The organism is Neisseria sp., from assembly GCF_030523955.1.
Taxonomy (GTDB): Bacteria; Pseudomonadota; Gammaproteobacteria; order Burkholderiales; family Neisseriaceae; genus Neisseria.
In genome coordinates this window covers 1-18,602 of sequence record NZ_JAUNHL010000010.1, presented here as the reverse complement: position 1 = coordinate 18,602, position 18,602 = coordinate 1, and the positions used below count along the sequence as shown (strand labels likewise).

At 50.7% G+C, this 18,602-nt stretch carries 18 protein-coding genes; 4 read left to right on the top strand and 14 right to left on the bottom strand.

The genetic code is table 11. From position 1 onward, the window contains the following. Positions 1–65: 65 nt before the first annotated feature. From Q4C79_RS03300 to Q4C79_RS03235, 14 genes are all read right to left on the bottom strand, one after another. Positions 66–1,133, bottom strand: coding sequence for a glycosyltransferase family 4 protein (locus tag Q4C79_RS03300; protein ID WP_303089609.1), 1,068 nt, complete (start codon positions 1,131–1,133; stop codon positions 66–68). Next, positions 1,130–2,077: a glycosyltransferase family 2 protein gene (locus tag Q4C79_RS03295; RefSeq protein ID WP_303089608.1), complete on the bottom strand. Its 948-nt coding sequence runs from the start codon at positions 2,075–2,077 to the stop codon at positions 1,130–1,132. The genes Q4C79_RS03300 and Q4C79_RS03295 overlap by 4 nt, the downstream gene beginning before the upstream one ends. After that, a complete protein-coding gene (locus tag Q4C79_RS03290) occupies positions 2,074–3,246 on the bottom strand; it encodes a hypothetical protein (protein WP_303089607.1) in 1,173 nt (390 codons plus the stop codon). The genes Q4C79_RS03295 and Q4C79_RS03290 overlap by 4 nt, the downstream gene beginning before the upstream one ends. A 79-nt stretch (positions 3,247–3,325) precedes the next feature. Next, the gene (locus Q4C79_RS03285) at positions 3,326–4,603 is read right to left on the bottom strand and encodes a flippase (protein WP_303089606.1); all 1,278 of its coding nucleotides are present in this window, start codon (positions 4,601–4,603) and stop codon (positions 3,326–3,328) included. Between the two features lie 226 nt (positions 4,604–4,829). Further along, positions 4,830–5,855: an NAD-dependent epimerase/dehydratase family protein gene (locus tag Q4C79_RS03280; RefSeq protein ID WP_303089605.1), complete on the bottom strand. Its 1,026-nt coding sequence runs from the start codon at positions 5,853–5,855 to the stop codon at positions 4,830–4,832. Between the two features lie 14 nt (positions 5,856–5,869). Beyond that, positions 5,870–7,147, bottom strand: coding sequence for a Vi polysaccharide biosynthesis UDP-N-acetylglucosamine C-6 dehydrogenase TviB (gene tviB, locus Q4C79_RS03275; protein WP_303089604.1), 1,278 nt, complete (start codon positions 7,145–7,147; stop codon positions 5,870–5,872). Between the two features lie 114 nt (positions 7,148–7,261). Continuing rightward, entirely contained in the window at positions 7,262–7,798 is a 537-nt protein-coding gene (gene rfbC / locus Q4C79_RS03270; RefSeq protein WP_303089603.1) for a dTDP-4-dehydrorhamnose 3,5-epimerase, read from the bottom strand. 54 nt (positions 7,799–7,852) lie between these two features. Next, entirely contained in the window at positions 7,853–8,725 is an 873-nt protein-coding gene (rfbA, locus tag Q4C79_RS03265; RefSeq protein WP_303089602.1) for a glucose-1-phosphate thymidylyltransferase RfbA, read from the bottom strand. A gap of 27 nt (positions 8,726–8,752) precedes the next feature. After that, complete coding sequence (rfbB, locus tag Q4C79_RS03260; protein WP_303089601.1) at positions 8,753–9,838, bottom strand: dTDP-glucose 4,6-dehydratase; 1,086 nt, start codon at positions 9,836–9,838, stop codon at positions 8,753–8,755. Positions 9,839–9,998: 160 nt separating this feature from the next. Continuing rightward, complete coding sequence (ribD, locus tag Q4C79_RS03255) at positions 9,999–11,111, bottom strand: bifunctional diaminohydroxyphosphoribosylaminopyrimidine deaminase/5-amino-6-(5-phosphoribosylamino)uracil reductase RibD (protein WP_368492201.1); 1,113 nt, start codon at positions 11,109–11,111, stop codon at positions 9,999–10,001. A gap of 144 nt (positions 11,112–11,255) precedes the next feature. Next, entirely contained in the window at positions 11,256–11,840 is a 585-nt protein-coding gene (locus Q4C79_RS03250; protein WP_303089600.1) for a cytochrome C, read from the bottom strand. Between the two features lie 189 nt (positions 11,841–12,029). Next, entirely contained in the window at positions 12,030–12,872 is an 843-nt protein-coding gene (locus Q4C79_RS03245; protein WP_303089599.1) for a class II glutamine amidotransferase, read from the bottom strand. Between the two features lie 129 nt (positions 12,873–13,001). Further along, positions 13,002–13,820: a 4-hydroxy-tetrahydrodipicolinate reductase gene (dapB, locus tag Q4C79_RS03240; RefSeq protein WP_303089598.1), complete on the bottom strand. Its 819-nt coding sequence runs from the start codon at positions 13,818–13,820 to the stop codon at positions 13,002–13,004. A gap of 162 nt (positions 13,821–13,982) precedes the next feature. Further along, positions 13,983–14,429: an outer membrane protein assembly factor BamE gene (locus Q4C79_RS03235; protein WP_303089597.1), complete on the bottom strand. Its 447-nt coding sequence runs from the start codon at positions 14,427–14,429 to the stop codon at positions 13,983–13,985. Between the two features lie 154 nt (positions 14,430–14,583). Here Q4C79_RS03235 and fur point away from each other — a divergent pair, with 154 nt between their 5' ends. The 4 genes from fur to tldD all read left to right on the top strand — a co-directional run bounded on the left by fur (position 14,584) and on the right by tldD (position 18,371). Then, on the top strand, positions 14,584–15,012 hold the full coding sequence (gene fur / locus Q4C79_RS03230) for a ferric iron uptake transcriptional regulator (RefSeq protein ID WP_303089596.1): 429 nt from the start codon (positions 14,584–14,586) through the stop codon (positions 15,010–15,012). Positions 15,013–15,110: 98 nt separating this feature from the next. Beyond that, on the top strand, positions 15,111–15,836 hold the full coding sequence (gene aat, locus Q4C79_RS03225; protein ID WP_303089645.1) for a leucyl/phenylalanyl-tRNA--protein transferase: 726 nt from the start codon (positions 15,111–15,113) through the stop codon (positions 15,834–15,836). Positions 15,837–15,939: 103 nt separating this feature from the next. Beyond that, positions 15,940–16,761, top strand: a complete 822-nt coding sequence (dapD, locus tag Q4C79_RS03220) for a 2,3,4,5-tetrahydropyridine-2,6-dicarboxylate N-succinyltransferase (RefSeq protein ID WP_303089595.1) — start codon at positions 15,940–15,942, stop codon at positions 16,759–16,761. A gap of 161 nt (positions 16,762–16,922) precedes the next feature. Continuing rightward, positions 16,923–18,371, top strand: coding sequence for a metalloprotease TldD (gene tldD, locus Q4C79_RS03215; RefSeq protein WP_303089594.1), 1,449 nt, complete (start codon positions 16,923–16,925; stop codon positions 18,369–18,371). The last annotated feature ends 231 nt before the right edge of the window (positions 18,372–18,602 follow it).

Genomic DNA, 18,602 nt, shown 5'->3' with positions numbered 1-18,602 from the left:
TGGACTATTGTCAGTAATCAATATAACTTGGTTATGTAAGTTAAATGGAAGCCTGTCTGAATTATTTAGGCAGCGGTTGCAACTTTGCGCAATAATTCAATCAAGTGCGGCGCCGTTTTTTGTACACAGAAACGTTCTTCTGCATCGATCCGTCCCTGATGGCCGTATTGCTTGCGTAATTCGGGGCTTTGTAACAGAGTTTTCAGGGCTTCTACCCATTGCTCATCGCTATTGACGAGAAATCCGTTGGCGCCTTCGTCAACGATATTTTTATTGGCACCCACATCTGATCCGACTACGGGCAGGCCGCATGCCATGTATTGGATTAATTTATAACCACATTTGCCGTTGGTCCACGGCGTATCAGGCAGTGGCATGATACCAATGTCACTCTCGGCCACTAATGGTACTTCGGTGTCTTCTGTCCAAGGTAGATTTTCGATGTCGACACCGTCGATACTCAGATTGGCACCAATAATGCGCAATTTAAAAGGTACTTGGCGGTTAAGATCGGCCAGCGGGCGAGCGATTTCTTTCACGTATTTCGCGGTAGAGGGTGAACCGATCCAAACTACAGTCGGTTTGTCTTCGCGAGCTTTTTGTTCGCTGGCATGATAACGGGTAATATCAATTACGGTGGGGATGATTTCTACCCAGCGTGCACCGGCATGTTTGGCCCGATCGGCCAAATAATAATTGCCGCAAACCACAAGACTGGCACCTACCATTAATTTATCAAGACGTTTGCCGAATATTTTGCGTACGATGGGCAGGCGGTGCATGTCGTAGTTGTGAAATAGTGCATCGTCGTAATCAAGTACATAAGGGATGCCGGACAACAATAGTTTTTCAAACCAAGCGGGAGTCCATGGTAAGGCTTCTTTCTCAATCCAAATCAAACTGTATTGATTTTTGTTGGAAAGCAGTAAACGGATACGGTTCCAATAGGCCTGTCTTAACTCACTGCTGTTATAAGACTGTTTGTTGTACTTGGCTTTCAAGGCCTCATCGCTGATGAGTGGGAAAACGTCGCATTGAATGCCGGCCTGCTCGAACCAGCTCAGGTATTGTATGGTACGCAAGCGTGAAGAGGCACCTTGCTGACCATATTTGGTAAGCATCAGGACTCTCATCGGGTTTGTCCTTTCAGAATAGCCGGGAGTGCTTTCCACAGCATGCTGTATCCGGCCCAAGTGTTTTTAACATCAGCTACTGAGCCTTTCATCAGGCTTAATACCGTACGGGAAATTGGCTCGACAATTAATGTTACTAAAGTAATTCCGATGGCCTCAAGTTTGGACATGTGGGTAAAGCTGTAAATTAACCGGCTGCGCAGAGAATAAAATAGACGGGTAGCTTTCACTTGGCTGGAAGTTCCCCCGCCGGCATGGAAAGCTTGGGTGTCAGCTAAATACATGCTTTTATAGCCGGCTTGTTTTGTGCGGTAGGCTAAATCTAGATCTTCAAAATATACAAAGAATCGTTCGTCAAAACCGCGCAGTTGTTCGAATAAGTTGCGGCGCATAAAGTAAAAAGCACCAATGACTTGATCGACTTCACGTGTGCTCAAATGATCCCAGTCGCCCATGTGCATGTGCATGGATTTGAAGGTGGAGAAAGGCAGTTTGTTTAATCCTAATGCATTGACGGTAAACGTTTTCAGCGAAGGGAAACGCGTGCAACTGCGGGCGACGTGACCATCTTCCTCTATCAATTGTATGCCGCAAATACCAACTCCTTGGTTTTCCGGGCGTTCCATATAGTTATAGGGCACGCTTAAAGAGTGTTCGAATAACTGGGCATCGGGGTTGAGAAACAGAATATATTTGGCATTGCCTGCGGCAGCCCCTTGGTTGCAGGCTGCGCCAAAACCGTTATTGGTATCGTTTTTGATAATTTTCAATTCAAACGGAAAGTCGGTACCCAATTCTTCAACCAAAGCAATGGAGTTATCGGAAGAATTGTTATCCACAATAATGGTACTGCTCACTAAGCCTGAATGGTATTTGATGATGCTGGCAACGGCGTCCTGCAATAACTTCCCGGCGTTCCAGTTTACGAAAACAATATCGATCATATTTTATGTGCCTCTGTGTTGAGTTTGGACTGTTCATGGCGTTGCATCTGATTAAACAGGGCAATAAGAAACAAAGTGATGCCGAATGTCCGGTAATAAAGCATATTAGAGAACCCGATTTCAAATGCTAAGTAAGCAAACAGAAATACATACCGGTAAGAGGTAGTGACATTTCTGAAAATATAACGGCTGAATGAAATCAGCACTGCTAGCGTGGTGAGAATACTACCCCGTAGGGCATATTCCAGATAGCCGGAATCTGCGAACATAAAATCGGTTGTATAGCCAAATCCAATACCTCCCAAAGGATTGTTCATTACATAGTTTAGGTTGTTGGCCAAATTACCACCTTCAGCATAGCGTCCGCCCAAACCATTTCCTTCGGAGAATAAATGGTCAAGGGTTTGACCAATTACTTCGCCAATTGTCTGATAGATCAGAACCAACGCGAATAACTCGATGATCAGCGTTAAGAAAAATAAAAAACGCTGGGCTTTATAAAGTTCAAACTGCAATGCGATAAACGCAATCAGGAAGAATACAAGCGACGTTGAAGATTGCAGCCAGAACAAAAATACCATGTAGCAAATGGCGAATAGTAAATACCAAATCTGCTTGGTGTATTTATATAAAGCCAAATTGGTAACGAAAAATAGAAAATTATAGAAACCGGCAATAGAGTGGGTGCCAAAAACCGTTACAGGCTTTGACTGGTATAACATATTGGGAATCAGCTCAGGATAAAAGGCCTGATAATTGTTGTAAATAAAATCCACACCCAAAGGGACATCGAAAATAATCAAGAAAGATAAAACAGCAAAGAATATATTTAAAATGAATAAAGTTCTTAAGTAGGGTTTAAGATCTAACGGATTTTTATTGCTATTAAGTAAACATAAAGAAAACAACACAATAAACATCAAACCATTACCATACCGATAAGTAGGGTATGGGGATGTTATGGTTAACAAGGTCAGAAGAACACCAACCCCTACTGCAATCAATAAGTTAACGGGGTCGTATTTCTTTTGTTTGAGTAACAAATAGCCGTACAGTGGTAACAGAGCCATGGTCATGTTAACCATCCGACCAGCCTGCATGACCCCGTCTGTTGATGTGGGCATCATCACGCCGATTAGTACCAAGAAACAAATTACTAAATTATTCATATTATTTAATCTTTATTGACTTACCAGTTAGTGAGGTAATGTGTTTTCTTTATCGTAGTGAGCCAAGCTATGGCATGAGTTAAAATTTTAATCTTCTGGCATTTAGAGATAATAAAATTGTATCTAAAGCCATTCTGGCGGACCAAGCCATTGCAGCACCGATAACACCAAAATGTTGCAGAGCAAAATAAAGGAAGGTTAGATAAAGCGGTAATTCAAACATATGAATTTTGGCTGTAATATGTGCCTTACCACGGGCATGCAGTAAAGCGTAATACATAGCACCTACCGAGTTGGAGAATACGCCCAAACAGAGAATTTGTCCTACGGTAACAGAGGTAGGGTCAAAATTACCTTGTAGCCAAATATCCAATATGTAAGGCATTAAAAGTATCATCAACAGCGCCACTAAAAGCATCATACCGCCGACGCGAACCAACCATGTTTGAAAATACGATAACCACTCTTGCGGTTGCTCTTGCATCAAACGGGTTAATGTCGGAAAGATAACAGATGAAATCGCACCTACTAAAATCAGGCTTTGGGCAACCAATTCATATGGAACAACATACACGGTAACTGCCGCTGCTGAAATCATGCTGGCAATCATAAAACGGTCCATTTGAACCATCATAGGGCTGATAATGCTGCTCACTGTTACCCATCCGCCAAATGAGAATAAGGTTTTGGCAGTTTGTTTGGAGTAAACCAAGTCGGCTGGCGTGTAGTCTGGTTCATTGTTTTTCAGACAACTTAAAGCCAGATGGCGGAAAACCAATAAAGCTGCTACGCGGCTGGCGACTAAACTGGCAATTAGCCACGCTAGATTTGTACTGAAAAAAGAAATTAGTAAAGGGCCTGCAAAATTGAGCGTACCCAATATTACCCTCAAAATACTGATGCCTTTGAAGTTTAAATATGCTTCATTCATTCCGCGGTAGGTAGCACTCATTGCTTGGGCCGGTAAGGCGATGGCTAATAAAATAATCGAGTTGCGGATTTCATCCAGAGGGATGTGTTCGGTTTTTACGAATTGGGCGCCTCCGAATAAGGCAAAAATAACAATGGCGGTGCTGCCGATAAGGCCTGCGGTCATGGTAATGCGTGAGGCCGTAGCCAAAACAACGGGAACCTCTTGGGTTTGTTTCTGACCTCTCAAGCGAGAGACCATTTGGGTCAGCGCACGTCCGATACCAAGATCAAGAATACCTGCGTAGCTCATCATACCCCAGGCAAGAGCTAAGAGGCCGAAGCGTTCATTACCAATGCTGGAAATTAGGAGGGGGAGGGAAACCATTGCAATCAGCAAAGGTAAGACCAATCCGAATAGGTTCCAGCTAATATGTGCGAGTTTCAAATTCAGCGTACTCTCTAAACTAACTAAAGGTTGTAATGCTTTTCACATTACATTCTTTATCTTTTAATCTTTTATCAATAAAACTTCAGGTCTTTTTATAAAAGCGCTTTATTAATTATTAATATATGGCGGCTAATATCAATTGAGTATGTTATTTATGGTTTCAGACAGGCCTCGCTCCAGCAGATGCCTGTCTGAAACACTTTTACTGCTTACTAAAGTATATTTACTTCAAAAAACCGACATACCACGGCATGGCTTTTTTAATGCCTTGCTCGATGGTGTATTGCGGGTCGTAGCCCAGCAAGTTGTTGGCTTTGCTGACATCTGCCTGGGAATGGCGTACATCGCCGGCGCGGAAGTCGCGGTAAATCGCATCTTTCTCATACCGGATACCGTTATCGCCCAAGCTCTCGCGGATGTAGGAGAACAGCTGGTTCAGAGTTGTACGGCCGCCAACGGCGACGTTGTATACCTGATTGCGTGCTTCTTCCGCTTGTACAGTTGCGGCCAGCAGGTTGGCTTGAACGGTATTCTCAATGAAACAGAAGTCGCGGCTGGTTTCGCCGTCGCCGTTGATGAACAAGTCTTCATCTTTGATCATGGCTGAAGTCCACTTCGGAATCACCGCCGCATAAGCACCGTTCGGGTCCTGGCGTTTGCCGAATACGTTAAAGTAGCGCAGACCGATACAATTGAAGCCGTAGGTACGGGCAAAAACTTCGGCGTACAGCTCGTTCACATATTTGGTAACGGCATAGGGCGACAACGGTTTGCCGATGCGGTCTTCCACTTTAGGCAAGCCGGGATGGTCGCCGTAAGTGGAGGAACTGGCGGCGTAAGTGAAGCTTTTCACTTGTGCGTCGCGGGCGGCAACCAACATGTTGAGGAAACCGTCGATGTTGGCGCTGTTGGTGGTAATCGGATCGTTGATCGAACGGGGAACCGAGCCGAGCGCTGCCTGGTGCAGTACATAGTCTACGCCTTGGCAGGCTTGGTGGCAGGTATCTACGTTGCGGATATCACCTTCGATGAAGTTAAAGCGCGCCCATTGCTCAGGTGTGACTTCGCCTTTGACTTCGTCCAGATTGTATTGGTGGCCGGTGGCGAAGTTGTCCAAACCGACAACGGTTTGATCCAATTTCAACAGGGTTTCCAGTAGGTTGGAACCGATGAAACCGGCTACGCCGGTGATCAGCCATTTTTTCGGTTCTGCTTGCAATTGCTTTTGAATGGTTTCGTATGCGTTCATGAGTTCCATCCGTATTACAGGCGCAAGTCGGTTTGCTCGGGAGCAAACAGATATTTCAGGTCATACACGACGTGGGCGGGTTTGCCCAGTTTGCGGATGGCATCGATACCCATGTCTTTGAACTGTTTGTGTGCCACAGCCAAAATTACACCGTCGTATTTGCCGTCTTCCAAAAAATCAATCGGGGTGATACCGTATTCGTGTTGTGCTTCTTCGGCATCAATCCAAGGATCGTATACATCGACTTCGATATTGTATTCTTTCAATTCTTTGATGATATCGACAACTTTGGTGTTGCGCAGGTCGGGGCAGTTTTCTTTAAAGGTCAGACCCAACAACAGGATTTTCGCACCGTCTACTTGAATGCGTTTTTTCAACAATGATTTTACCAACTGGGAAGCTACGTATTCGCCCATGCTGTCGTTCAGGCGGCGGCCGGCCAAGATGATTTCAGGGTGATAGCCGATGCTTTGCGCTTTGTGGGTGAGGTAGTAGGGGTCTACGCCGATGCAGTGACCGCCGACCAAGCCCGGACGGAAGGGTAGGAAGTTCCATTTGGTGCCGGCTGCCAGTAATACGGACTCGGTGTCAATGTCCATTTTGTTGAAAATCAGCGCCAATTCGTTGATCAGGGCGATGTTCAGGTCGCGCTGGGTGTTTTCAATCACTTTGGCGGCTTCGGCTACTTTGATGCTGCTGGCTTTGTGGGTGCCGACAGTAATGATTTCGTTATACAGTTTGTCGACTACTTCGGCTACTTCGGGAGTGGAACCGGAAGTAACTTTACGGATGGTGGTTACGCGGTGCTCTTTATCGCCCGGGTTGATGCGCTCGGGGCTGTAGCCGGCGAAGAAATCTTGGTTGAATTTCAAGCCGGATACTTTTTCCAGAACGGGAACGCAGTCTTCTTCGGTGGCGCCGGGGTAAACGGTGGATTCGTAAATGACGATATCGCCTTTTTTCAGTACTTTACCGATGGTTTCGGAAGCTTTTACCAACGGAGTCAGATCGGGTTTTTTGTGCTCGTCGATAGGAGTAGGTACGGTAACGATAAATACGTTACAAGCTTTCAGATCGTCCAGATTGTAGGTGTAGCTCAAATGCTTGGCTGAAGCCAGCTCTTCGTCTTCTACCTCTAAAGTGGCATCGTGGCCTTTTTTCAAGGCTTCGATACGGCCTTGATGGATGTCGAAGCCGACTACCGGGCGTTTTTTGCCGAATTCGACTGCCAAAGGCAGGCCGACGTAGCCTAAGCCGATTACGGCCAAGTTGATTTGTTCAGGTGTCATCATGGTGTTACCAATCTTTATTTACTTGATGAAAATATGAAGGGAAGCTGTCGGCCGGTTCGGGTATTTAGGGAATGGGAAGCCGGCCTTGGCGGGTTGTCATGCTGCTTTAATGAATTAGGAATTCAATTCTTTCAGGGTTTTGCCCAGTTTGTCTTTGGCTGACAACAAGGGATCGCTAATCGGCCATTCGATGCCGACCGCCGGGTCATTCCAAATCAGGCAACCCTCGGCTTGCGGATTGTAATAATCGGTGCATTTGTATTCGAAGTCGGCAATATCGCTCAGGACGACAAAGCCGTGCGCAAGACCGGGCGGTACCCAAAATTGGGTTTTGTTCTCTTCGCTGAGGATTACGCCTTCCCATTGGCCGTAAGTGGGTGAGTCGGGGCGGATGTCGACGGCTACGTCGAATACTTCGCCGCGTACGCAGCGAACCAACTTACCTTGCGGGTTAACGGTTTGGAAGTGCAGACCGCGCAATACGCCTTTTTGCGAGCGCGAATGGTTGTCTTGGACGAAGTCCAAATCAATATTCAGCAATTCGCGATAACGGTTTTTCTCGAAGGTTTCCAAGAAGAAACCGCGTTCGTCGCCGAATACTTTCGGTTGGATGATTTTGACATCTGCAATTTTGGTATCGATAACTTGCATAAATCTCTTTCTTTCGGTTTTTCAGACAGGCATTATGATGCCTGTCTGAAAATATTATTGCGCACTGTCCAGAAGACGTTGCAGATATTGACCGTAACCGGTTTTGGCCAACGGTTTGATTTTCTCGGCCAGTTGTTCTTTATTCAGCCAGCCTTTGTTGAAGGCGATCTCTTCCAAACAGGCCACTTTCAAGCCTTGACGGCTTTCGATGGTTTGCACGAAGTGGCCGGCTTCCATCAGGCTGTCGTGGGTACCGGTATCGAGCCAGGCAAAGCCGCGACCGAGCAGTTCCACATTCAAGGTACCTTCTTCCAAATACATCTGGTTGATGCTGGTGATTTCCAGCTCGCCACGGGCAGACGGCTTGACCTGTTTGGCTTTTTCGACAATGGTTTTGTCGTAGAAGTAGAGGCCGGTCACTGCATAGTTGGACTTGGGTTTGGCTGGTTTTTCTTCGATAGACAGGGCTTTGAAGTTTTCATCAAATTCGACTACGCCGAAACGTTCCGGGTCGGCCACTTGGTAACCGAAAACAGTGGCGCCGTTTTCACGCTTAGCGGCTTGCTCCAGCTTGCGGCCGAAGCTTTCGCCAAAGTAGATGTTGTCGCCCAAAATCAGACAGGCGCTGTCGCCGTCGAGAAATTCTTCGCCAATCAGGAAAGCCTGTGCCAAGCCATCGGGGCTGGGCTGGATGGCGTAGCTGATGTTGATGCCGAAGTCGGAACCGTCGCCGAGCAGGCGCTGATAGCCGGGCATGTCATCAGGAGTGGAAATCACCAGAATGTCGCGAATGCCTGCCAGCATCAATACGGAAATCGGGTAATAAACCATCGGTTTGTCATAAATCGGCAGCAGCTGTTTGGAAACGCCGCGGGTAATGGGATAGAGGCGGGTGCCTGAACCGCCGGCCAGAACGATACCTTTCATGTGGGTTCTCCTCGATAGATGTGGATATTAAGAATTCAAGCCCAAGCGTTCGCCTTGGTAGTTGCCGTCCAATACGGCTTGCCACCAGTCTTGGTTGTCGAGGTACCACTCTACGGTTTTGCGGATACCGGTTTCAAAAGTCTCTTCGGGCTTCCAGCCTAAATCACGGCCGATTTTGGCTGCATCGATGGCGTAGCGGTGATCGTGGCCGGGGCGGTCGGTAACGTGGGTAATCAGTTCTTGGTAAGAAGACAGATTCGGTGTGTTGGGGTTTTGGGCGGCGGGGCGCAATTCGTCGAGAATGGTGCAGATGGTTTTGACCACTTCGATGTTTTTGCGCTCATTGTGGCCGCCGATATTGTAGGTTTCGCCGTTGGCGGCTTTGGTGAACACGGCCCACAGTGCACGGGCGTGGTCTTCAACAAACAGCCAGTCGCGGATTTGGTTGCCTTCGCCGTATACGGGCAGCGGTTTGCCGGCCAAGCTGTTGAGAATCATCAGCGGAATCAGTTTTTCCGGAAAGTGGAACGGACCGTAGTTGTTGGAGCAGTTGGTCAGCACGACAGGCAGGCCGTAGGTGCGGTTCCAAGCGCGTACCAAGTGGTCGCTGGACGCTTTGCTGGCGGAGTAGGGGCTGCTGGGGGCGTAAGGAGTGGTTTCGGTGAACAAGTCGTCGGTGCCGTGCAGGTCGCCGTAAACTTCGTCGGTGGAAATGTGGTGGAAGCGGAAGGCTGCTTTGTCTTCTTCAGACAGGCCGTTCCAATATTGGCGAGCGGCTTCCAGCAAGGTATAAGTGCCTACGATATTGGTTTCGATAAAGGCGGAGGGGCCGTCGATTGAACGGTCTACATGGCTTTCTGCTGCCAAGTGCATTACGCCGCAGGGTTGGTGCTCGGCGAACAGTTTGTCGAGAGCGGCACGGTCGCAGATGTCGGTTTGCGAAAAAATATAGCGGGGGTTGTCTGATACGCTGTCAAGCGAGTGGAGATTGCCGGCATAAGTTAATTTATCGATGTTAATAACAGTAACGTCGGTATTGTTAATCAGGTGACGAATCACTGCGGAGCCAATGAAGCCGGCGCCACCGGTGACGAAAACGGTGTTTTTTTGCATGATATAAACCTAAAGGTGATTGAAATTCGATTGTGTATTTCTTTTTGGGAAAAGGTTAAGAAGTTTTTTAATTACTCATTCTATCACTTTGATAGTGATTTGTTTTTAAATCGGGTGTGAAAGCCTTTGGAATGTGATAAGCGTGTTATCGTTCTGATTATTATTGGTTATTTGTTAATGCCAAGCAGATTTTCAGGTCGTTGCCCATGATGCTGCAATGGGTCGGTGACCAAGGTGCTTTTTGTAATAAAGTTTCATGGTTTTCAGGTAGGGTAAATAGATTGCGAGCTGCTGCGCCCAGTATTTTGGGCGATTGGTAAAGAATGATTTCGTCAACTAAGTTTGCTCGGATAAAGGACGAATTTATTTTTGCGCCTGCTTCGATTAAAACTTCACCGTATCCTTGGACGGCTAGGAGGGATGAAAGTTCATGCAAGTCGATTCCGCCGTCGCTGTGGGCAGGTTTTGTTGCCATAATGCGGACATGGGGAAATTTGAGAAACGGCGCATGATCTGCTTCGTTGGCGTTCAGGGTGATAATCAGGGTTGGACTTTGCTTGTCTTGGATGATACGGCTGTGCAGTGGGGTGCGTAGGCGGCTGTCGAGAATAATACGGGCCGGTTGGCGCAAGGTTGGGAAGTCACGTACGTTGAGTAATGGGTCGTCGGTCAGTATGGTGCCGATGCCGGTTAGTACGGCGCAACTTTCTGAGCGCAGTTTCTGTACGTCGGCACGTGCTTCGGGGCCGGTAATCCATTTGCTGCTGCCGTCTGATAGGGCGGTTTTTCCATCTAGGCTCGCGGCGCACTTGAGCCGGAAAAACGGCCTTTCCCGTTCGATGCGGGAGAGAAAGCCGCGGTTGAGCGTGCGTGCTTCGTTTTCCAGCAATCCGTAGGCAACGCCGATGCCGGCATTTTCCAATAGTGCGAAGCCTTTGCCGGCTACCAGCGGGTTGGGGTCGCGCATGGCACAAACTACACGCTGGATACCGGCTTCTATCAGGGCGAGTGCGCAAGGCGGCGTGCGGCCGTGATGGCTGCACGGTTCCAGGGTGACATAAGCGGTGGCGCCTTCGGCAAAACGACCGGCTTGGCGCAGGGCGTGTACTTCGGCGTGCGGTTCGCCGGCTTTGAGGTGGAAACCTTGGCCGACTATCTGGCTGCCGCGGGCAATCACGCAGCCGACACGCGGGTTGGGCGAGGTGGAATAAAGGCCTTGGCGGGCGAGCGACAAGGCAATACGCATCATTTGGGTATCAAGTTCGCTGAACATGAAAGTGCTTTAGATGAGGGTGGATAAAGAGGTATTGTAGGCCAACACAGTGTGTTTGTCTTGGAAGGAAGTGCCTGTCTGAAAAAAATAAAAGTGATGCTTTTTTGAATAACAAGCATCACTTTTATTTTTTCAGACAGGCATTTATTTAACCAGTTTTACGTCTTTCAACACTTCGTTCAACTGATTGGGCGAGGCGGTATAGCTGTTGGCGCAGATATTGTAGATGTTGCTGGCCTCGTAAACTGCTAAGCAATTTTCGTTTAAGATATTATCTTCTTTGTCTTTTTGTTGGAAACGATAGCTCATGCGGTTTTCAGTAGCCACGCCTGCTTGTACATCAGAGAGGCTGCTGTCTTGTTCCAGAGCGGTTTTGAGGTTTTTGAAGTAGTCGGCAGCCGGGCTTTGCGGTTTGCCCAGATTGGCGACGTAAACAGTAATGTCAGTAGCCGGGTCGTTTTGCAGCAGGGTTAAGTCTGCGGCGGTCAGGCCGGCGGGCAGCAAGTCTTTGTTTTGCATGGCGTCGGCGAATTGGCTACCTTGTACGCTGATGCTGATTTTACCGTCGCTGCTGGAGAGGGTTTGCACGGTATTGGCCGAAGCGGCGGCATCAGTGATGGCGGAGGCGGCGGATGAGGTGCTGTCGGCAACTGAGGTGGTGCCTTTTTGTTCGCAGGCGGCCAAGCCGATGGCGGTAACGGCTGTCAGGGTGAGTAGCAATTTGTTCATGCTTGTTTATCCAGTAATCATTTCATGATAATAATCGTAACGAGTATAACAAAGCCTAGGGTTTTTTTGTGTTAACCGCCGTTTGGGGCGTGTGCCGATGGGTGGTTTGCGGCTGTGTTGGTGTTGTTAAATGGCGTTAGATGCTTGTATCTGGCTGTATTTTTGGAAAAATGCGATCCCCCCGGGTATTTATGCAACAACGCCGACCGAGCGGGCGATAGCCAGTCCTTCCTCTTCGGTGAGGTAGCGCGGTTGGGCGGGGCGGTCGCGTTGGATGATGCTGCCGTTTTCAAAGAGCACCAACTCGTCGCAGGCCAGTTGCTGCCAGCTTTCGTTGCCGGTGAGCGGAAGGGTGGCGATGACGGCCACGCGGTCTTTAGGTGTGGTGACCGAGGAGAAGTCGATGGCGACGTCGTCGTCCAGCAGCTGGGCTTCGCCGAAAGGTGCTTGGCGGACAATATAATAGAGCAGAGTGCTGGCGTGGGCGAACATGCAGTCGCCGTTGGACATCAGAATGTTGAACAGGCCGTGTCCGCGTATTTGCCGAACGAGACTGCTAACGGTTTCGAATAAGGTGGCGGTGTCGGGTTTTTCGTCGAAGCGCTGGCGCAATTGTTCCAAGATAAAGCAGAAGGCGCGTTCGGAATCGGTGGTGCCGACCGGGCGGTAATATTGGCCGCGCGGCGGGTGGAAGTTTTCCAGGTGGCCGTTGTGGGCAAACATCCAATATTCGCCCCACAATTCGCGGATAAACGGGTGGGTGTTGGCCAGCGAGGTTTGGCCTTGGGTGGCTTTGCGGATGTGGGCGATGACGTTTTCGGATTTGATCTGGTAGCTGTTGACCAAATCGGCTACCGGCGATTGGGCGCTGGGTTTGTCGTCGTGAAAGATGCGAACGCCTTTGCGTTCGAAAAAGCCGATGCCGAAGCCGTCGATGTGGTGGTCGGTAAGGCCGCCGCGCATGCGGAAGCCTTCGAAGGAAAAGATGATGTCGGTGGGGGTATTGCAGTTCATACCCAGCAGTTGGCACATGAACGGAATCCTCGGATTGGGTTGGGTGTGGCGGATAATATTTTAAGATTAATTAAAAGTGGGAATGCCTGTCTGAAAAACAAGTGGCGCGGTTCGGCCGTTTGTTTTTCAGACGGGCATAAGTGTTTGTCAGCCCGGTTTGTGCTGCAAACCCAGTACGTCTTGCATGTCGTATAAGCCTTTGGGCTGCCGGCGCAACCACACGGCGGCGCGCACGGCGCCTGCGGCAAAAGTCATGCGGCTGGAGGCTTTGTGGGTGATTTCCACTCTTTCGCCTTCGGTGGCGAACAGGGCGGTATGGTCGCCGACAATATCGCCGCCGCGTACGGTGGCAAAGCCGATGGTTTGCGGGTTGCGCTCGCCGGTATGGCCTTCGCGGCCGTAAACGGCGCATTTTTTCAAGTCGCGGCCAAGCGCGTCGGCAATCACTTCGCCCATGCGTAGCGCGGTGCCGCTGGGGGCGTCGACTTTGTGGCGGTGGTGCGCTTCGATGATTTCGATGTCGTAGCCTTCGTTGAGTACGCGGGCAACGGTATCGAGGATATGGAAGGTGAGGTTGACGCCCACGCTGAAGTTGGCGGCAAACACGATACCGGTTTTTTCGGCGGCTTGTTTGATGGCGGTTTTGCCTGCATCGTCAAAACCGGTGGTGCCGATGACCATGTCCACGCCGTGTTCCGCGCATTTTTGCAGGTGTTTTAAAGTAGGCTCGGGGCGGGTGAAGTCGATCAGAACATCGCAGGCGGATAAAACGGCATCGACGTCGTCGCTGATGATGACGCCGGTTTTCAGGCCGAGGGCAAAGCCGGCGTCGAGGCCTAAGGCGTCGGATCCGCTGTGTTCCAATGCGCCGCCCAGCTCGGTTTCGGGATGGCGGGTAACGGCTTCTACCAGCACGCGGCCCATACGGCCGTTGGCGCCGGCAATGGCGATTTTAAGTGCGCTCATGGGGAGTCCTCTGTATTCGGGGCAGTCTTTGTAATGCTTTGATAAGACTTTAAATTGGGCGGTGTATTGTTTTTCAATGTTTCAGACAGGCATTGCGTAGCCGGTATGCCTGTCTGAAAAACGAACGCCGTCAAGCGGTCGGGTGCTTTAAAAAGCAAAAGCTTAAGGATCGGGTGTCCACAACGGTTGGGCCGGGGCGGCAGGTGCCTGCTGCGCCGCTTGTTGTGCGGCGGACATTTGTGCGCCGTAACGTTTCTGCAATTCTGCGGCTGCGTGTTCGATGGCGTTGCCCTCCGCTTTAACCAATTGGTCGTTCTGGAAGGTCAGCGTGAGGTTACGCACTTCCTGTACCACGCCGTTACGGCTGACTTGATAAGTATAATCCCAGCGGTCGGCATGGAAGGGGTCTTGCAACATGGGCGTGCCCAGCAGTTGGCGCACTTGGGCGCGGCTCATGCCGCCTTGAAGCGAGGCGATGGCGCGCGGATCGGGCTCGTTGCCTTGTACGACTTTAAGTTTGTAGGACGGGAAGTTCGACACGCGTTCGGCGCTGCAAGCGCCGAGTAGGGTGAGGGCTGCCAGGGCAACCAGGGCGGTGGTCTTGTTCACAGGGTAACCTTTCCGTTTAAAGGGAGTACGTTAGGCGGTACAGATGTGTAAAGGTTCGCTTGCGTAAGCCGGAGGTGTGCAAGCAGCTTAAAAATGCGTATTATAATACGTATTATAACGATAATCCCTCAACTTGAGGTATGGAAAGAAAAAGATGGAAAATAATATTGCCCAATTGAAAGACAACGGTTTGAAAGTGACCGGCCCGCGCTTGAAAATCTTGGATTTGTTCGAAGCCCGTGTGGGCGAACACTTAAGCGCGGAAGACGTTTACCGTATTCTGCTCGACGAAGGGGTGGAGATCGGCGTGGCCACCATCTATCGGGTGCTTACCCAATTCGAGCAGGCCGATATTCTGTTGCGCCACCACTTCGAAAGCGGCAAGGCGGTCTACGAGCTTAATGTCGGCAGCCACCACGATCATATCGTTTGCGTGAAATGCGGCCATGTTACCGAATTCCACAGCGAGGAAATCGAGGCGCTGCAAGACAAAATCGCCGAAGAAAACGGCTACCGCATCGTCGATCATGCGCTTTATCTTTACGGCGTGTGCGCGGATTGCCAGAAGAAAGAAAAGCGCTAAAACCATGCTTTTGGCAAACAGTTGGTTTTTCAGACAGGCATAGTTAATAAACAACTATGCCTGTCTGAATGCGTATCTACGGTTCTGATTTTGCGTTTATGGACATTCCGTTTTTCGCTCCGCGCGACTACCGTTTTCCCGATCCCGCGCCCGCGTTGGAATACAACGAAGGACTAGTCGGCGTGAGCGCCGATTTGGATAGCGGGCGCTTACTGGCTGCCTACCGCGCCGGCATTTTTCCGTGGTTTAGTGAAGGCGGTTTGTTTTACTGGTTTTGTACCGCGCCGCGTACCGTGTTGCGGCCGGAAACGCTGCATATCGGCCGCTCCCTGGCCAAGCTGTTGCGCAATAAAAGTTATTTGGTAACCGCCAACCACAGCTTCGAACACATTATCGCCGCCTGCGCCGCGATACCGCGCGCCGGTCAGGATGGCACTTGGATTGCCCCTGAATTCCAACAGGCGTATACCGCTTTGCACCGCGCCGGTTACGCCCATTCTTTCGAGTGCTGGTATCCCGCCGCCCAGGGCGAAGACTACCAACTGGCTGGCGGTTTTTACGGAGTGCAAATCGGTCGGGTGTTTTACGGCGAATCGATGTTTGCCTTGCAGCCCGATGCCTCCAAAATCGCTTTTGCCAGCGCGGTACCGTATCTGGCTGATTGCGGTATCGCCTTAATCGACTGCCAGCAGGATACGCAACATTTGGCGCGCTTTGGTTCGCAACAGATGGCATTGGCCGATTTTCAGGCCGAATTGGGCAGATTAAATCCGCTACCGCTGAATCGGGAAATCGGCAGGGTTGTGATTGCCCGGGCAGGATAAGCCTTCCGCTTGCCGGCCTGTCTGAATACGATTAGCCAATGTCGGCCAACCACTTTTGCGGTACAATTGCGCTTTAACTTTAAAACCCACCTTGGAATCCACCATGTCTTTACAAAACATCATCGAAACCGCGTTTGAAAACCGCGCCGAGATCACCCCCGCCAGCGTTACCCCAGAAGTAAAGCAGGCCGTCGAAGAAACCCTGCGCCAGCTCGACAGCGGCGAATTGCGTGTGGCCGAACGTTTGGGCGTGGGCCAATGGAAAGTGAACGAATGGGCGAAAAAAGCCGTGCTGCTTTCTTTCCGTATCGCCGACAACGAAGTACAAAACGACGGCGTGAACAAATATTTCGATAAAGTGCCGACCAAATTCGCCGACTGGAGCGAAGAAGAATTCAAAGCCGCCGGTTTCCGCGCCGTGCCCGGCGCCGTGGCCCGCCGCGGCAGTTTTGTCGCCAAAAACGTGGTGTTGATGCCCTCTTATGTCAACATCGGCGCGTATGTGGACGAAGGTGCGATGGTCGACACTTGGGCCACCGTCGGCTCATGCGCCCAAATCGGCAAAAACGTGCATTTATCCGGCGGCGTGGGCATCGGCGGCGTGCTTGAACCCTTGCAGGCTTCACCTACCATCATCGAAGACAACTGCTTTATCGGCGCACGCAGCGAAATCGTCGAAGGCGTGATTGTGGAAGAAGGCAGCGTGATTTCGATGGGCGTTTATATCGGCCAATCCACCAAAATCTACGACCGCGAAACCGGCGAGATCCACTACGGCCGCGTGCCCGCAGGCTCGGTGGTGGTGTCCGGCAGCCTGCCTTCTGCCGACGGCAAATACAGCCTCTATTGCGCCGTCATCGTGAAAAAAGTAGATGCGCAAACCCGCGCCAAAACCAGCGTAAACGAATTGCTGCGCGGCGTATAAACCATTCCTTGGTCAATTAAACGACCATTAAAAAAAGCCCGTATGCCTGTCTGAAAACCAATAAAAAGTTTTCAGACAGGCATTGGTTAATCTTGATAAAGGGCGGATGTTCCTCATTTGCCTGTTTATTCCTCAACCGATTCCGAGATGACCTTTATCCTATGCAAGAAGCTGAAATTTATTCCACCGTCGGCCGCGAGTTGTTGGCTGCCAACGCGCTCTCGCCAGAAGATTTATCCCGCAGTTTGGCGCTGATCGGCGGCCATCATATCGACTACGCCGATATTTATTGCCAACGTACGGCATTTGAGAGTTGGCACTTGGAAGAGGGAATGGTGAAGTCGGGCAGTTTCCAAATAGACCAAGGCGTAGGCGTGCGGGCGGTGGCCGGCGAGAAAACCGCTTTTGCTTATGCCGACAACCTTTCGGCCGACAGCATCCGCCGCTCTGCACAAACCGTGCGTGTGATCGGCCCGGCGGGTGGGGAAGCGGCAGTGGCACCGCTAAGCCGTCGGCCGGCGCACATCGTCCATTCGGCGGACGATCCCATCAGAAGCCTCGACTCGGCGGCCAAAGTGGCCTTGCTCAACCGGGTGGAAACGCTTGCCAAAGCGGCGGATCCGCGCATCGTGCAGGTGATGGCGGGGCTGACTTGCGAATACGATCTGATTTATCTTGCCCGCTTGGATGGCAGGCACGCCGCCGATATCCGACCCTTGGTGCGGCTGTCGGTTAGCGTGATTGCCAAGCAAGGCGGGCGGCGCGAGCAGGGCAGCGCCGGCGGCGGCGGCCGCTTCGGTTTGGATTATTTCGATGAGGCACGTTTGCAGGAATATGTGAACCATGCCGTACAGCAGGCGCTCACCAATCTGGAAGCGCGCCCCGCGCCGGCCGGCGCCATGAAAGTGGTGTTGGGCAACGGCTGGCCGGGCGTGTTGCTGCACGAAGCGGTCGGTCATGGTTTGGAAGGCGATTTCAACCGCAAAAAAACCAGCGCATTTGCCGGCCGTATCGGCGAGAGGGTGGCGGCAAAAGGCGTTACCGTTGTCGACCAAGGCGATATTGACGGCCGCCGCGGTTCGCTCAATATCGACGACGAAGGCAACGAAACCGGCCGTACCGTGTTAATCGAAGACGGCATCCTCACCGGCTATATACAGGACGAAACCAATGCCCGCCTGATGGGCGTGCCCGTTACCGGCAACGGCCGCCGCGAAAGCTATTCAGCGGTGCCGATGCCGCGCATGACCAATACTTTTATGGAAAACGGCAGTTATCCGGCGGAAGAAATCATCGCTTCCATCGATAAAGGGATTTACGCCGTTAATTTCGGCGGTGGCCAAGTCGATATCACCAGCGGCAAATTTGTGTTCAGCGCCTCGGAAGCCTGGTGGGTGGAAAACGGCAAGCTGCAATATCCGGTAAAAGGCGCAACCATCATCGGCAACGGCCCGGAAGTGTTGAAACACGTTTCCATGATTGGTAACGATACCGCGCTGGATACCGGCGTGGGCGTGTGCGGCAAAGAAGGGCAGAGCGTACCGGTGGGCGTGGGCCAGCCGACGCTGCGTATCGACGAAGGACTGGTAGTCGGCGGCAGCGAAGGATAGCGGATTGCGGATACCGGGCATCTAACCGGGCGGCTATACAACAGGGTTTACGGTAGGCCGCTTAGTATCGAAGTTATTTGATTTATTAGAACAATGCCTGTCTGAAAATATTGGAATCGATATTTTCAGACAGGCATTGGTTTTTAATGAATATATAGCAGATTAACTTAGCTTTTGCTACGGCGTTGCTGCGCCTTGCCGTACTACTTGTACTGTCTGCGGCTTGCTGCC

Coding starts and splice junctions, on each gene's coding strand:
- rfbA (WP_303089602.1), bottom strand. CDS start 8,725: ATGAAAGGTATCGTTCTGGCCGGCGGTTCAGGCACCCGCCTCTATCCC.
- tldD (WP_303089594.1), top strand. CDS start 16,923: ATGCAAGAAGCTGAAATTTATTCCACCGTCGGCCGCGAGTTGTTGGCT.
- Q4C79_RS03295 (WP_303089608.1), bottom strand. CDS start 2,077: ATGATCGATATTGTTTTCGTAAACTGGAACGCCGGGAAGTTATTGCAG.
- ribD (WP_368492201.1), bottom strand. CDS start 11,111: ATGTTCAGCGAACTTGATACCCAAATGATGCGTATTGCCTTGTCGCTC.
- Q4C79_RS03280 (WP_303089605.1), bottom strand. CDS start 5,855: ATGAACGCATACGAAACCATTCAAAAGCAATTGCAAGCAGAACCGAAA.
- rfbC (WP_303089603.1), bottom strand. CDS start 7,798: ATGCAAGTTATCGATACCAAAATTGCAGATGTCAAAATCATCCAACCG.
- dapB (WP_303089598.1), bottom strand. CDS start 13,820: ATGAGCGCACTTAAAATCGCCATTGCCGGCGCCAACGGCCGTATGGGC.
- fur (WP_303089596.1), top strand. CDS start 14,584: ATGGAAAATAATATTGCCCAATTGAAAGACAACGGTTTGAAAGTGACC.
- rfbB (WP_303089601.1), bottom strand. CDS start 9,838: ATGCAAAAAAACACCGTTTTCGTCACCGGTGGCGCCGGCTTCATTGGC.
- tviB (WP_303089604.1), bottom strand. CDS start 7,147: ATGATGACACCTGAACAAATCAACTTGGCCGTAATCGGCTTAGGCTAC.
- Q4C79_RS03250 (WP_303089600.1), bottom strand. CDS start 11,840: ATGAACAAATTGCTACTCACCCTGACAGCCGTTACCGCCATCGGCTTG.
- Q4C79_RS03290 (WP_303089607.1), bottom strand. CDS start 3,246: ATGAATAATTTAGTAATTTGTTTCTTGGTACTAATCGGCGTGATGATG.
- Q4C79_RS03245 (WP_303089599.1), bottom strand. CDS start 12,872: ATGTGCCAACTGCTGGGTATGAACTGCAATACCCCCACCGACATCATC.
- aat (WP_303089645.1), top strand. CDS start 15,111: ATGGACATTCCGTTTTTCGCTCCGCGCGACTACCGTTTTCCCGATCCC.
- Q4C79_RS03300 (WP_303089609.1), bottom strand. CDS start 1,133: ATGAGAGTCCTGATGCTTACCAAATATGGTCAGCAAGGTGCCTCTTCA.
- dapD (WP_303089595.1), top strand. CDS start 15,940: ATGTCTTTACAAAACATCATCGAAACCGCGTTTGAAAACCGCGCCGAG.